General features: G+C 30.7%; 18 protein-coding genes. 16 read left to right on the top strand and 2 right to left on the bottom strand.

Annotation, left to right across the window (positions count from 1 at the left end; translation table 11 throughout):
* Positions 1 to 2: 2 nt before the first annotated feature.
* From hisH to KPL50_RS00055, 7 genes are all read left to right on the top strand, one after another.
* Positions 3 to 605, top strand: a complete 603-nt coding sequence (hisH, locus tag KPL50_RS00085) for an imidazole glycerol phosphate synthase subunit HisH (protein WP_216296405.1) — start codon at positions 3 to 5, stop codon at positions 603 to 605.
* Positions 605 to 1,336: a 1-(5-phosphoribosyl)-5-[(5-phosphoribosylamino)methylideneamino]imidazole-4-carboxamide isomerase gene (gene hisA, locus KPL50_RS00080; protein ID WP_216296404.1), complete on the top strand. Its 732-nt coding sequence runs from the start codon at positions 605 to 607 to the stop codon at positions 1,334 to 1,336. Before hisH ends, hisA begins: the two co-directional genes overlap by 1 nt.
* Positions 1,326 to 2,087, top strand: a complete 762-nt coding sequence (gene hisF / locus KPL50_RS00075; RefSeq protein ID WP_216296403.1) for an imidazole glycerol phosphate synthase subunit HisF — start codon at positions 1,326 to 1,328, stop codon at positions 2,085 to 2,087. Before hisA ends, hisF begins: the two co-directional genes overlap by 11 nt.
* A gap of 27 nt (positions 2,088 to 2,114) precedes the next feature.
* The gene (hisI, locus tag KPL50_RS00070) at positions 2,115 to 2,444 is read left to right on the top strand and encodes a phosphoribosyl-AMP cyclohydrolase (protein WP_216296402.1); all 330 of its coding nucleotides are present in this window, start codon (positions 2,115 to 2,117) and stop codon (positions 2,442 to 2,444) included.
* A gap of 67 nt (positions 2,445 to 2,511) precedes the next feature.
* The gene (hisE, locus tag KPL50_RS00065; RefSeq protein ID WP_216296401.1) at positions 2,512 to 2,847 is read left to right on the top strand and encodes a phosphoribosyl-ATP diphosphatase; all 336 of its coding nucleotides are present in this window, start codon (positions 2,512 to 2,514) and stop codon (positions 2,845 to 2,847) included.
* A 335-nt stretch (positions 2,848 to 3,182) separates the two neighbouring features.
* On the top strand, positions 3,183 to 5,063 hold the full coding sequence (gene htpG / locus KPL50_RS00060) for a molecular chaperone HtpG (RefSeq protein WP_216296400.1): 1,881 nt from the start codon (positions 3,183 to 3,185) through the stop codon (positions 5,061 to 5,063).
* 145 nt (positions 5,064 to 5,208) lie between these two features.
* On the top strand, positions 5,209 to 5,991 hold the full coding sequence (locus tag KPL50_RS00055) for an HAD family hydrolase (protein WP_216296399.1): 783 nt from the start codon (positions 5,209 to 5,211) through the stop codon (positions 5,989 to 5,991).
* 105 nt (positions 5,992 to 6,096) lie between these two features.
* Here the strand turns inward: KPL50_RS00055 and KPL50_RS00050 are convergent, their stop codons facing one another.
* The gene (locus KPL50_RS00050; RefSeq protein ID WP_216296398.1) at positions 6,097 to 6,435 is read right to left on the bottom strand and encodes a helix-turn-helix domain-containing protein; all 339 of its coding nucleotides are present in this window, start codon (positions 6,433 to 6,435) and stop codon (positions 6,097 to 6,099) included.
* Positions 6,436 to 6,680: 245 nt separating this feature from the next.
* Here KPL50_RS00050 and KPL50_RS00045 point away from each other — a divergent pair, with 245 nt between their 5' ends.
* From KPL50_RS00045 to KPL50_RS00015, 7 genes are all read left to right on the top strand, one after another.
* A complete protein-coding gene (locus KPL50_RS00045; protein WP_216296397.1) occupies positions 6,681 to 6,965 on the top strand; it encodes a putative quinol monooxygenase in 285 nt (94 codons plus the stop codon).
* Between the two features lie 20 nt (positions 6,966 to 6,985).
* Positions 6,986 to 7,621 carry a flavodoxin family protein gene (locus tag KPL50_RS00040; protein ID WP_216296396.1) on the top strand — a complete coding sequence of 212 codons (636 nt, stop codon included), beginning with the start codon at positions 6,986 to 6,988 and terminating at the stop codon, positions 7,619 to 7,621.
* Positions 7,622 to 7,881: 260 nt separating this feature from the next.
* Positions 7,882 to 8,133, top strand: coding sequence for a hypothetical protein (locus KPL50_RS00035; protein ID WP_216296395.1), 252 nt, complete (start codon positions 7,882 to 7,884; stop codon positions 8,131 to 8,133).
* Positions 8,126 to 8,629 (top strand): hypothetical protein, encoded by a 504-nt coding sequence (locus tag KPL50_RS00030; RefSeq protein WP_216296394.1) that lies wholly within the window; start codon positions 8,126 to 8,128, stop codon positions 8,627 to 8,629. The genes KPL50_RS00035 and KPL50_RS00030 overlap by 8 nt, the downstream gene beginning before the upstream one ends.
* A gap of 92 nt (positions 8,630 to 8,721) precedes the next feature.
* Positions 8,722 to 9,111, top strand: coding sequence for a hypothetical protein (locus tag KPL50_RS00025; RefSeq protein WP_216296393.1), 390 nt, complete (start codon positions 8,722 to 8,724; stop codon positions 9,109 to 9,111).
* Between the two features lie 494 nt (positions 9,112 to 9,605).
* Positions 9,606 to 10,070: a hypothetical protein gene (locus KPL50_RS00020; protein ID WP_216296392.1), complete on the top strand. Its 465-nt coding sequence runs from the start codon at positions 9,606 to 9,608 to the stop codon at positions 10,068 to 10,070.
* 180 nt (positions 10,071 to 10,250) lie between these two features.
* Complete coding sequence (locus KPL50_RS00015) at positions 10,251 to 10,784, top strand: GNAT family N-acetyltransferase (RefSeq protein WP_216296391.1); 534 nt, start codon at positions 10,251 to 10,253, stop codon at positions 10,782 to 10,784.
* A 259-nt stretch (positions 10,785 to 11,043) separates the two neighbouring features.
* On the opposite strand, the gene KPL50_RS00010 is transcribed toward KPL50_RS00015, so the two are convergent.
* Positions 11,044 to 12,192, bottom strand: coding sequence for a double-cubane-cluster-containing anaerobic reductase (locus KPL50_RS00010; protein ID WP_216296390.1), 1,149 nt, complete (start codon positions 12,190 to 12,192; stop codon positions 11,044 to 11,046).
* Between the two features lie 346 nt (positions 12,193 to 12,538).
* Between KPL50_RS00010 and KPL50_RS00005 the strand changes: the two genes are divergently transcribed.
* Both KPL50_RS00005 and KPL50_RS27350 read left to right on the top strand, forming a co-directional pair.
* Positions 12,539 to 14,314, top strand: a complete 1,776-nt coding sequence (locus KPL50_RS00005) for a methyl-accepting chemotaxis protein (RefSeq protein ID WP_216296389.1) — start codon at positions 12,539 to 12,541, stop codon at positions 14,312 to 14,314.
* Positions 14,315 to 14,396: 82 nt separating this feature from the next.
* Positions 14,397 to 14,531: a hypothetical protein gene (locus tag KPL50_RS27350; RefSeq protein WP_290443180.1), complete on the top strand. Its 135-nt coding sequence runs from the start codon at positions 14,397 to 14,399 to the stop codon at positions 14,529 to 14,531.
* The last annotated feature ends 108 nt before the right edge of the window (positions 14,532 to 14,639 follow it).

Below are 14,639 nucleotides of genomic sequence, written 5' to 3'. Positions count from 1 at the left end.
CTATGATAGCTATAGTGGATTATGGTGTGGGAAATTTGAAAAGTGTTCAAAATGCGCTTAATGCTTTGAATATTAAATCTATAATATCTTCAGAAAAGGAAGAAATCGCAAATAGTAGAAGTATTATTGTTCCCGGTGTAGGGGCATTTCCTGATGCAATGAAAAATCTAAGGGATAGTGGACTTGATGTAGTAATAAAAAGAGCAGCGAAGGAAGGTAAGCCAATACTTGGTATATGTCTAGGTATGCAACTATTCTTTGATAGAAGTGAAGAAATTGAAAAATGCGAAGGCTTAGGACTTTTAAAAGGAACCATTGTGAAACTAGATGGTTCTATAAAAATTCCTCATATGGGTTGGAATGATTTGTTTTTTGAAACTAATTCACCACTTCTGGAAGGTGTAATAGAGAATAGTTATGTATATTTCGTTCATTCTTATTATGCGCAAGTTGCCGAGGACAACATAGTAAATGCCTATAGTATGTATGAAAAAAAGATACCAGTAATAGTAAGTAAGGGTAATATATTTGGTTTGCAGTTCCATCCAGAGAAAAGTGGAGAGGCTGGAATGAATTTACTTAAAAACTTTGGAGGGATAATTTAATGAAGATATTTCCAGCTATAGACATGAAGAATGGAAAATGCGTTAGACTTTATCAAGGAGAATTTTCTTCATCAGAGGTAGTAGGGGAAGAACCACTACAAACAGCCCTAAGCTTCGAAGCCCAGGGAGCAGAATATCTACATATGGTAGATTTGGATGGAGCTCTAAGTGGAACTATTGGGAATGCAAATAGTATAAATAAAGTTATAACAAATATAAATATACCTATACAGTTAGGTGGTGGTATAAGGAGTTTGGATACCATTGAAATGCTACTTAAAAAGGGTTTGAATCGAGTAATATTGGGTACTGCAGCTTTGAACAATCCGTCACTAGTAAAAGAGGCAGTAAAAAAATTTGGAGATAAAATTGCCATTGGAATTGATGCAAGGGATGGCTATGTAGCAGTGCAAGGTTGGAGAACCAGTAGCAAAATAGAATATATATATTTTGCAAAACAAATGGAAAGCATAGGCGTGAAAACTATTATTTTTACAGATATAAGTAGGGATGGCACTTTGACTGGTCCTAATTTTGAAGCAACAGGGAAGATAAACGATGAGGTGTCTTGTAATATTATTGCCTCTGGTGGTATGAAAGACATTGACGATATAAAAAAACTTGCGAAGATGAATATGTATGGAGCCATTATAGGAAAAGCACTATACACTGGGAATATATCTCTAGCAGAAGCAATCTCTGAGGGAAGGAGGATGCCCTATGCTTACTAAGCGAATCATTCCTTGCCTAGATGTAACTATGGGAAGGGTGATGAAGGGAATCAATTTTATAAATCTAACAGATGTAGGAGACCCCGTAGAAATCGCAGAATTTTATAACAGTGAAGGGGCAGATGAAATTGTATTTCTAGATATTACAGCCACTCATGAGGGCAGAAAAAATATGTTGGATATAGTAAAGCGAACTGCCGAAAAGGTGTTTATTCCCTTGACAGTAGGTGGAGGAATTAAGAGTATAGAGGATTTTAAAGAAACATTAAGAGCTGGAGCAGATAAAATATCTATAAACTCTGCTGCAATTCGAAGGCCAGAGCTTATTTACGAGGCAACAGCAAAATTTGGAAGCCAATGTGTAGTGGTTGCTATAGATGGAAAAAAGAATGAGAACGGTTTAGGGTGGCATGTAGTAATAAATGGTGGAAGAATAAATACGGGCCTTGATGCAGTGAAGTGGGCAAAAAAGGTAGAAGAGCTAGGGGCAGGAGAAATACTCTTAACAAGTATGGATGCAGATGGAACAAAACAAGGATTTGATATAGAATTCATAAATGCAATTACAAGCAGCGTAAATATTCCTGTGATTGCATCCGGTGGCTGTGGGAAAATAGAGGACTTTTATGAGGTTTTCGAAAAAAGTGGTGCAGATGCTGCACTAGCAGCTTCATTGTTTCATTATAAAGAACTATCCATTAGAAAAGTAAAAGAGTATCTTAAAAATAGTGGTGTACAAATTAGAATCTAATGAAAAATAAAGAAATGTGGTGAGGTCGTGGATGACATAGTGGAAATCCAATATAATAATGGGTTGGTACCTGTAATAGTGCAGGATCATAATAGTGGAAAGATTTTGATGCTTGCATATATGAACGAAGAATCCTTGAAAAAAACTATTGAAACTGGAACAACTTGGTTCTTTAGTAGAGCTAGAAATAAGTTATGGAATAAAGGAGAAACCTCAGGGCATTTTCAATATGTAAAAAAAATGTTGATTGATTGTGATGGAGATACAATTCTTATAAAAGTAGAACAAATTGGAGTAGCTTGCCATACTGGAAATGAAAGTTGTTTTTACAGGGAAATTTCGAAGGTTGAAGCTTAGATAAAAAATCAAAATCAATATCAAAGAAGATATAGATGCTAAAATCAATAGAGAAGGGGATTTAAAAATGAATGAAATAAACGTAGTACAGGAGCTTTATAAAATAATTGAAGAAAGAAAAGAAAATCCTATAGAAGGCTCTTACACAAGTTATCTTTTTGAAGAAGGCTTGGATAAAATCTTAAAAAAAATAGGCGAAGAAAGTGCGGAAGTTATAATTAGCAGCAAGAACAATGACACTAAAGAAATAGTTTCAGAAATATCAGATTTAGCATATCACATTTTAGTACTTATGGTGTCGCAAGGTGTAAAAGTAGAAGATGTTGTTACTGAACTTGAAACAAGAAGGAAAAAGATATGCAATAAAAAACAAAAGAGAGAAGATATTGTAGGAATACACTAATAAATATAGGCATTCCAAATGAGGAATGCCTATATTTTTGTGGCCTAAAAGTTACTTGAATATTTCCTTTAATTCTATTATAATGGAAAAAAATAATGCATTTGTTTTTTAAATTATTAAATCATTTTTGCATTATAATAGTTAAATATGATAAAATATAGAGAATTGAATAAAATAATTGTTTACAAGTAGAAGACTAAATAATGCAAATGGAAAATAGTGCATTGACAAATTATAAAAAAAGGTGTATTTTAGTAGTATATTTAGCACTCGACAAGATAGAGTGCTAACAAATAAAAAAACAATAGGATTTGTTACGAAAGGGGATTTTTTAATTGGAAAAGAAACAGTTTAAAACGGAGTCTAAAAGAATTCTGGATATGATGGTAAATTCAATATATACTCATAGAGATATTTTTTTAAGAGAACTTATTTCTAATGCTAGTGATGCTATTGATAAAATTTATTATAAGACATTGACAGATGAAACTCTAACTTTTGATAAAGAGAACTACTACATTACAATAGCAAATGACAAGGAAAACAGAATATTAAAAATTTCTGATACAGGCATTGGAATGTCAGAAGAGGAACTTAGTGATAACCTTGGTGTTATAGCTAAGAGCGGATCTTTGGCCTTTAAAAAAGAAAATGATATAAAAGATGGATATGACATAATTGGACAGTTTGGCGTAGGATTCTATTCTGCGTTTATGGTAGCTGATAAAATTACTGTTATTAGTAAAGTTTTAGGTAGTGATGAAGCACACAAGTGGGAATCTAATGGTGCAGATGGTTATACCATAGAACCTTGTGAAAAAGATTCAATTGGTACGGAGATTATACTTAAGATAAAAGAAAATACAGAAGATGAAAACTTTGATGAATACCTTGAAGAATACGGAATAAAATCTATTATAAAGAAATACTCCGATTTTATTAGATATCCAATTAAAATGGAAGTAAGTGAATCAAGACTTAAAGAAGGCAGTGAAACAGAACATGAGGACTTCACAGTGGAAAAGACTGTAAATAGCATGGTTCCTATATGGAGAAAAAATAAAGGTGAACTTACAGATGAAGATTATAACAACTTTTATGCAGAAAAACACTATGGTTTTGATAAACCAACAAAGCATATTCATATCAGTGTTGATGGAGCTATAAGTTATAACGCAATATTGTATATACCAGAAAAAATGCCTTATGATTTCTATACAAAAGAATATGAAAAGGGCCTAGAGTTATATTCAAGCGGCGTCTTAATTATGAATAAGTGTGCAGATTTATTACCTGATTATTTTAGTTTTGTAAAAGGAATAGTTGATTCAGAGGATCTATCACTTAATATATCAAGAGAGGTATTGCAACATGATAGACAGCTGAAACTAATAGCTAAAAACATAAAAACTAAAATTAAGAACGAGTTAGACAATTTATTGAAAAATGAAAGAGAAAAATATGATGAATTTTATAAATCCTTCGGAAGACAATTAAAATATGGTATTTATAGCGATTTTGGAAGTAATAAAGAAGTATTACAAGACTTATTACTATTTTATTCATCAAAAGAGAAAAAAATGGTCTCTTTAGATGAATATGTTTCTAGAATGCCTGAAGATCAAAAATATATTTATTATGCTGCTGGAGACTCAAACGAGCGAATAGAAAAATTGCCACAAATTGAAATGGTATCAGATAAGGGATTTGAAATTCTATACTTTACAGATGATGTAGATGAATTTGCAATAAGAATGATAATGGCATATAAAGAAAAAGAGTTTAAGTCTGTATCAAGTGGTGACTTAGGTATAGAAGTAGAAGAAAAAGAAGACGCTTCTAAAGTGGATGACAAAGAAAGTAAAGAATTATTTGAAAACATGAAAAAACTTTTATCAGATAAGGTTAAAGATGTTAGGGCATCAAAGAGACTTAAGAACTACCCAGTATGTTTATCAAATGATGGTGACCTTACAATAGAAATGGAAAAAGTATTAAATGCTATGCCTAACAGCGAAAATATAAAAGCAGACAAGGTTTTAGAAATAAATATAAACCATGATATGTTTAAAGCGCTTAAAGAGTCTTTTGAAAATGATAAAGATAAGTTTAATTTATATACCAGTATACTATATAATCAAGCATTGCTTATCGAGGGGCTTCCAATTAATGACCCAGTAGAATTTACAAACAATGTATGTAAAATAATGATATAATCAAGTAACACCTTTAATAAAAATTAAAACATATTTATGAGCTATAAATGGACATTAGTTCGTTTATAGCTCTTTTTTTTTAATACAGTGGGGACGGTTAACAACTATTGAAAGTAAATAAAAGCAAAAGGGAGGAAACACATATATGGTTAAACTCATTGCAACTGATATGGATGGCACATTGTTAAATGACAATGGAAATATAAATGAAAAAATATTTGATTTAATTCATGCTTTTAATGAGAAAGATATAAAATTTGCAGCAGCCAGTGGTAGGTTTTACTCTCAACTGAGCAAAAACTTCGACAAGGTAAATACGGATATGATATTCATTGCTCATAATGGAGCTCTTGTTAAGTATAATAACAAAGGGAAGACCCTTTATGCAAACAGCATTGATAAGGAAGAACTAGAGCACGTAATAAATTTAAAACCAGAGTTGGGAGAAGAATTATTCTTAGCTGGAGAAAATGAAGCGTATATAGTAAATCCATCAGAAATTATGTTGAATGAATTTACATCTTGTGGGGTGCCTGTAATAATACTAAAATCTTTTAGTGAAGTAAAAAAAACAATATATAAGATTACTTATTATATGGCTGATGGTGTAAATTCACCTATAGTTGATTATCTAAAAGAAAACTTGAATGGCAAGCTTGAATTTGTTGTATCTGGAGGCAAGTGGATAGATATAATGAATAAAGGTATAAGTAAAGGAAATGCTATAAAAATACTTCAAGATAAATTTAAAATAGATAAAAAAAGCACCATTGTTTTTGGAGATTATTATAATGATTTGACTATGTTTAAAGCAGCTCACCATAGTTATGCCATGGGCAATGCTCCAGAAGAGGTTAAGAAACATGCTAACTTTATTGCTGAGAGCAATAATGATGATGGAGTTTATAATGTAATAGCTTCTTTGTAGAAGTTTGATTTATAAGAAAAGATAGCCTTTCCTGTTATAAAATGGACCTTATGTTAAGGACGGTTTAGTAAGGGGGAGGCTATCTTATTTTTATAGATTTACTAACTAAAATAATTCATTTGCACTAGGAAAATTCTTAATTGACCAATTTTGTATCATTTCTAATGCCGGGAAAAGGTCTTTACCAATTTCGGTTAGTAGAAACTCCACTTTAGGAGGAACTTCAGGGTAAACTATTTTTAAAATTAAACCATCCTTTTGGAGCTCTTGTAATTTCTCATTAAGAACTTTCTGACTAACACCGCAAGTTATTCTTTGAAGTTCTAAAAATCTCTTTGGACCATCATTTAGGTGACATAAGATAACTGCTTTCCATTTGCCACGAATTAACTCCATTCCAAGATCAATATTACAAACGTAATTTTTACCATTATGTATGATCATCGTTATCACTGCCTTATTAAAAATTTATGAAGAGTAAACATTATAAATAAACATTAGTATATAACATTTGAGCTATAGTATCAAATTCATATAAAAAAATATGTTAAGAATCCCGATGATACAACAATTCATACCTTTTGGTAAGTTACCTTACAAAAAAGTGCGTACTTGTTCTATAATTCTTCATAGCGTATACTTTAAAATAGAAATGTGTTTAATTTACAAAATTGTGAGGAGTGAATTTAATGATAACTATAGTTGCAAAAAATTTGATAAAGCAAGGTAAAGCTGAGGAATTTAAAGTTTTAGCGGAAAGGCTTGTAAATGAAAGCAGAAAAGAAAGTGGATGTATATCTTACAGCTTATATGAGGATTCAAATAATTGCAATATATTAACATTTATAGAAGTCTGGGAAAATAGTGAAGCAATTAACCTACATAATAAATCAGAACATTTCACTAGTATTGTTCCAAAATTTGGAGAATTCAAAGAAAGCCAATCAGAAATCAACTTGTATAAAGTAATATAATTGGAAGGTAGGTAAGACTAATGAGAGTTGTAGCATTTAACGGAAGTCCAAATAAAGAAGGAAACACTTATCACGCAATTAAGATGGTTTTAAATGAACTAGAAAAAGAAGGAATACAAACAGAGATCATACATGTAGGTAATAAGTCAATTAGAGGATGTATTGCTTGTAATCAATGTGCGAAAAATAAAAATGAAAAATGCGTGCTTACAGGTGATGAGGTTAATGAGTGGATTCAAAAGTTGAAGAGTGCAGATGGAATAATTTTAGGATCCCCTGTTCATTACTCAGCAATGGGAGGAACAATGAAATCATTTTTAGATAGAGCTTTTTATGTTGCAGGTAATAATGATGGAATGTTAAGACATAAGGTTGGTGCATCTGTTGTTGCTGTAAGGCGTGCAGGCGGGATTCCGACTTTTAACCAGTTGAATAATTTTATTAATTATTCGGAAATGTTAATGCCAACTTCAAATTATTGGAATGTTATTAATGGAACAAGACCTGGAGAAGCATTGCAAGATGAAGAAGGTGCTCAAATCATGAGAGTGCTTGGTAAGAATATGGCATGGCTTATGAAATTAGTTGAAAATGGAAAAGAAAGTGTTAAAGCACCAGAAAGAGAAGAAAAAATATTCATGAACTTTATTCGTTAATATATTCTAAATGATTGGTGAGCTTAGTAATAGTATTTTATATAATTAAAGAGAACTGCTTTAGAGATGCAACGGGTTCGCTTTTGAGGTGCATTTAATAAAATAACATGATATTTAACGTGCTAATTAACATTACAATTAGCACGTTATTTTTGTTGATATTAGAAGATTTAATAACGTTATTTTTAATAATGTTATACTTATTAACATTGCAATTAACATCAATATTTATTCTTCCATAAGTTTATGGAGGCTAATAAATGAATTTCATTGAACCAAAGAATAAAAATGGTCAAAAGGTAAATTGGATAGTATCTGAACATTCAAGAGCAATTGTACGATACTATGCTGAATATACAGGATACAGCGAGGAAGAAATTGTAGACATATTTTTAAAAAATATTATTGATGATAGTAATTTTCTTAATTGGATACATAATAAAAGAAATAAAAAACGTGTATATACTAAAACATTCCCAAATCAAAATATAGAGGATGAACAACATGGCTAAACTTAAACGCCTTATTGTGAAAGACGACACTCTAGTAAGAATAATGCCACCTGTATCCAATGAGGATATTGAAAACAGAGACAAAGATTATCCTATTTTATCACCTGTCGATTTTGCTAAAAAGTATAGAGGTACATTGTTTACACCAATTACTATATCTATAAATGATACAATTCATATTATCCAACTCAACTATTGTAGTAATCCATTTTGTAAGTGGTTAGGTGAATCACAAGTTAGATTTGATAATATAAAGAATAAACCTTTTAGGTATAAGTTGTCAGGTATGGGTGAAAAGAAAAAGATGGTTTGCAATCCTAATAAGACAGATACCGTAGGAGGAATATCTTTAGAATGTACTACTACTGCTTATTCTAATTGGTCTATAGCAGAAGAAATTAAGCGGTTGATACACATTGATAAAATCGTAGATTGGATTCCTGAATATAACTTTCATAGAGAGCAATGCAATCTTAAAGAGATACCCCATATATAAATGTAGATAGCTTTAGAAAAAGGGGTAAAAGCAGTTCAAACTCAATAAAATGGCAATGTAAATCTTGTGGTAAAATGACTAATGTACTTCCTTTGAGAGAAGAAAATTTTGGTTATCATCAAAAGAAAAATGATATTATACCTTTATTTGCTAAACTCTTATTGAACCGTACTCCTGTTAAAAGAAGTTGTGAAATACTACAGGTTTCTCCCACTACATATTATAATAAATTAGAGTGGCTTTATAAAAAATGTCTTGAATTCCTGGATAGCCATGAACGTAAAGCGTTTGAAAATCACACTTTTGAAAGAATATGGTTAAATACTGATAAAATGGTTTATAGTTTAAATAATGTTAGAAGATGTGGCAAAGGAGGGACAAGATATGATGACGTAGAAGAATTGAAGTTTCCTACCTACATTGTAGTGAGTGGAGATTCAAATTTAAAATATATCTTTAGAGCAGATATTGCTTATGATTGAAATATAACACAAGAGGAAATAACATCTGATACAAAATTACTAAAGGAAGACCACCTATATGATTTTGCCTGTAAAAATGCAAAATATAGATTTTCATACTGTCCACAAGTACCAACAGCTAACGATACACAATCATATGAAGAATATAAAGAAAAACACAGAAAATTCAATATCAGAGATAGTTATATTGATGGTTTACATATTATATCTCCATATACTGCATTTGCTCACTACTGGCTTATTAAGAATACAATAAAGGCTAATAAATGGAGATTTGTTTCAGATGATGATAATTCGATAATAACACCATTATTTAGGGTTTTGCTCCTGAAATTAAAGAAGGCAATGCTTTACATTTTCTTTGCCAAGTTGAGAAAGGAAAAACAAAGAAAGAATCCTTTAATGAATATGTTGAAGCAAGAGAGTCATTAAAAGAATGGAAGAAGATAAATGGGATTAATAATATATCTGAAACCAATCTTGCCATTTTAAAAATGGCGAAGAAGTTAAAATTTCATAAGTTCCATAACTTTATAGAACATGAAGGACATAGTTATCCAGTATGGGCTAACAGACCGCTCAAACACCCGCTACCATCCATTGATGAAGGTACAAGAATTATAAACTGTACAACTAATGTTTCTGGATATGACACAGAACATTTAGCGAGGTTACTCATAAAAGTAAATAATTATGCAGTTAACTCTTTTATGCAACAAATCCATCGTAGATTATCAATACTTGAAAGACCGTTAACTACAGCAAGAGCAGATGGAAAAAGTTACGTTTATGCTAATTTTAACCCCAAATATGCACAATATTCTATTACAATATTAAGGACATACTATAATTTTTGTATGCCTTACAAAACATTAAATAAACAACTCTTAACCCCTGCTCAACAATTAGGTATAACAAATAAAAAACTTGAGCTAAACGATATAATATATTTCAAATAAAATCTTTAATTTTGCCTTATTACATTATTTGCAGGTTATTTTATTACTAATATGTAGAAAACATGTTATAATTTCCTTATAGGTTGTCTATATTCTAAAAACAAGATACATACAGCCTTGTATTTGATTATGAATTAATTCTTGTATAAGGCAAAAATTATAGATATGTGGAGGTAATTTATGAGTAGTGTTATATACAGAAAATTATCAGTAGAAGAGTGTCGGTTTATAAATGAAATGGACCCATCTCAATATATAGGAAAAGCATGGAGAGAAGTAGATGGAAAAAGGCAGTTAGTAGAAATAAATTACCAAGATTGCGATTGGCCGAATGGTTATGAATATCACATTAGCCATTTAAAAGAAACTATTTTAAATGGGGGAAGTGCAATTGGTGCTTTTGATAGCGATAATAAATTATTAGGATTTGCAACAATTAATCGCCAGTTCTTTGGCGAAAGGCATAATTATGTTTTATTAGACCAATTGTTTATAACATTAGAATATAGAAATAAAGGAATAGGTAAAAAATTATTTATGCTTTCTGTAAATATAGCAAGTGAATGGAACGCAGATAAAATTTATATTTGTGCTGGTTCGGCTGAGGAAACAATTGCATTTTATTTTGCAATAGGATGTAAAGAGGCGGAAGAAATAAACAAAGAACTATACGAAAGTGACATAAGAGATTTTCAATTAGAGTTTTCCTTATAAATCGTTTGTTATAAATATAATCTATGTTTGTACATAGTTCACAACATTCATTAAATCCGAATTAAGTGAGGTCAAAAATTTTAAGTTTAACTAAATATTATAAAATAAGAATAAGCAGAAAGGTTGTGTTAAACCTTCTGCTTATTCTATTGTTAAAACATATGCTATTTGATGTGATAATTACTCTATATGCACCTCAAAAGCGAACTCATTGTTAGAGATGAGCAGTTCTTTTTAATTGTTTATATAAGTTTATAAATTATAGCATTTCAATAAATGCAGCAATTCTTGTTTTCAGTTGTCCTACATCATTTTGAGAATAATCTGTTTCTAAACTCATATATGGAGTATGTTTTTCTTCTTTCATAAATTTATTGATTGAATAACTTTCCACACTATAAGTATGGCAGGCTTGTAGAATTACATCTATTACACCATCCACTTTGTATTCATCTACTAAAGTTGAAAGAGAATTTATTCTTCCATCATTAGGGCTCATACATGAACAAGGTATGTTTAAATATTTTTTAGTTAGAGCGTCTATTGGATCAATGCTTTCATCTACTAATTCTTGAGTTGCTTTTATCCCTGTGCAGTTTTCATAACAAACAACTACGCCCTCATTTTCTTCTATGATTTTAATGATTTTCTCAGTAGCTCCCCCTAAAGGACAACCAGTAATTAATATCCTTTTTGTGTTTTCACTTACTTTTTTATTACCATTTTCATAGTCTTCTTTTATATCTTGGGTGAACTTTGTAAGAGTTTTTATGTGGGCTTCTTTGTCTGTTTTAAAAGTAGCACCATATAGAACTTGTAACATTTCAGTTCCAGTAATAGGAGGTGGGCACATTTTCCCTAGTTCATAAAAGTCTATTAGTGCTTTTCTTTCTCTATTTCTAAGATTAATGGCTTCCTTAAGCTTTTCCTGAGTGATTTCTACGTTGAATTCACTTTCTAATCTCTCTTTAAATAAAATCATTTCATTTTTCCAAGCATTAAAGGCCGCCTCCCCCTTGTTAGTTTGGGGTAATTGCATTACGTGCATTGGTTTAATTTGTCCAAGATATTCATACATTTTTTTCTTTCCATCACAAGTAGTTTCTCCAACTATCATATCTGAAAAATAAAAATACGGACATTTATCTGTTAAACCAAAGCCATAGCTTGATTTAATAAGTGGACATAAATTTTTCGGAAGGTGCTTTTCAGCTTCAGCAATAGGCTCATCACTCATACTACAAAGTGAAATAGGAATAGCACCGGCAGCCATTATAAGCTCCCAGGGACTATATGTGCAATAAGTTCCTACTATTTTTTTTCCATCATCTTTTAAATTTTTTACATCAACAAACCCCTTTTGTCTTGCTTCATTGAATTCATTAAATATTTTAGGTAAATCATTCATAGTGTATTACCCTCCTTAAAACTCTTTTAAAATTATTCCATAACAATTTAATTATAGAATTTCTATATTATTAAGTCTAATAGGGTTTTTATATTGATTAGCTGTTATCTATTTAAAACATCAATAAGTAAAAAGCTACTGGATATGGCTGATAAATGAGTATTGTACATAAATTTGGAACATCTATAGTGTACATTTTCTACATATAATGTATAATATAATTAAAATAATAGTTTATAATACATAAAATTACATATTTTTAGTTAATTATAAAAAATGTACATTAGTTTGTTGGATTTTATAAAACATATGGGGGGAAACTCACTAAAAGAGGGAGTGATGGTAGATGAGAAAAATAAGCACTAAAATAATTGCTTTAAACGTTTTATTAGTACTATTAACAGCAATATTAATTGGGGGAATGGCGGCCTATAGAATGTCAGTTTTAAGTAATAATAATATTACAACCATTGATGCCACCGTTAGAAATGATTATGATGAAAAAATCAAAAATGGAGTAGAGAACGTTATAACCATGCTAGAGGGAATTAACAAAAAATATAAAGCCGGAGAAATGACTTTAGAACAGGCTAAGAAGCTTGGAGCAGATTTAACACGTGAAATGAAATATGGAGAAGGTGGGTATTTTTGGATAGATACCGTTGAGGGAGTAAATGTAGTTCTTCTTGGTGGAGTCTCCGAAGGCACAAACAGACTTGAGTTAAAGGATGTAAAAGAAAAATATATTATCAAAGAAATTATAGAAAACGGATTAAAAGAACAAGGTGGATATACAGATTATTGGTTCCCTAAAAAAGGAGAACAAACACCATTACCCAAAAGAGGATATAGTAAAGCCTTTAAAGATTTTAATTGGGTTATTGGTACAGGTAATTATGTGGACGATATAGATAAATTTATTTCAAAGGAAAAGACCACTTTGTTTAAATCCTTTATTGAGAGTGTAATCTACTTTATAATTTTAGCTATATCAGTTATAGGGTTATCTGTAATTATTGCATTTTATTTTAGTAAAAAAATATCTAATCCTATTTTAATTATAAGTAAGCTAGTGGATAAGACAGCAAAACTCGATTTAGTTTATGACAAAAGTTATGAAAAGGTTTTAGAATATAAAGATGAAACAGGCATTATTGGAAAAGCGGTTGTTAACTTAAGAAGTGCACTTAGGGACATAACCATTAATTTGCAAAACAATTCTCAAGAGGTTCTGCAATATTCAAAAGATATGACGATTGCTACAGATGAAACTGTTCAATCAATAGAAGCAGTATCTGTGGCAATTGAGGAACTAGCAAAGGGAGCAACAAACCAAGTACAAGATGCACAAAGTGGTGCTAGGGAGCTCACAAATCTTGCGGAAGAAATTAATACTGCTGTAAATAGTTCGAAGCTTTTAAAAGATTATTCTAATGAGACTAAATTAGTAAATGCAGAGGGACTACAATCTATGATGGTGCTTACTCAAAGATTTAAAGAAAGTAATAAGTCTAATGAGGAAGTAGTGGAAAATATATCTGAGCTTGCAAATAAATCAAATTCCATTGGAGAAATTATAAGCACAATACAAGCTGTAGCAGAACAAACTAATCTTTTGGCGCTAAATGCCGCTATTGAAGCAGCAAGAGCTGGAGAAGCTGGAAGAGGATTTGCAGTAGTAGCTGAAGAAGTGAGGAAACTTGCAGAGAAAACCGCTGAAGCTACTAATGAAATTACAGATATGATTGGAGAAATTCAAGGAGAAATTAGTAAAGTAACAATGAATATAAATAAGGGAGCAAATATAAATAAAGAAGCAAATTTATCTATGGAGCTATCACAAAAATCTTTTAATGTAATAGAAAAAGCTATTGCTAATATGATTACTCAAATAGATACCTTGGTTTCTAATATCAGTAATGTAGACAGAAATAAAGATAGGGTATTACAATCGATAGAAGGAATGTCAGCAATATCAGAACAATCTGCAGCCTCAACGCAGGAAATATCTGCATCTATGGAAGAACAAACTAGTGCAATGGAAGAAATATCGAATACCGCTGAAAATCTTGAGAAGATTGTGGCTAAATTAGACGAGATAGTAAAGAAGTTCAAACTTTAATATGTAAAAAAATCAAATATTAAAAGTTTAGAATAAAAACTGTCCCTGGTGGTTAATATAATCCTAGAAAGGGGAGTTTTTAATGCCAAATAAAGCTACAAAGATGAATATACAACATGATTTGAATAAACGACATAATAAACCTGGAATTAAAGATGCTGAAGATGAACCAGTTAACAATAAACCAATAAAAGAAGCTAAACATACATTCCGTTAATAAAGTGGACCCTGTGTCAAGGACATTCTAAAAAAAGAGCCTTAAAAATACCCTAATATCATATTTTCTGATATTAGGGTATTTTTTTAAACTTTTATAGGGTACTTA

The organism is Clostridium sp. CF012, from assembly GCF_018861755.1.
Classification (GTDB): Bacteria; Bacillota; Clostridia; order Clostridiales; family Clostridiaceae; genus Clostridium_AD.
Note: the sequence above shows the minus strand (reverse complement) of the source record. Positions and strands in the feature narration are given on the sequence as shown.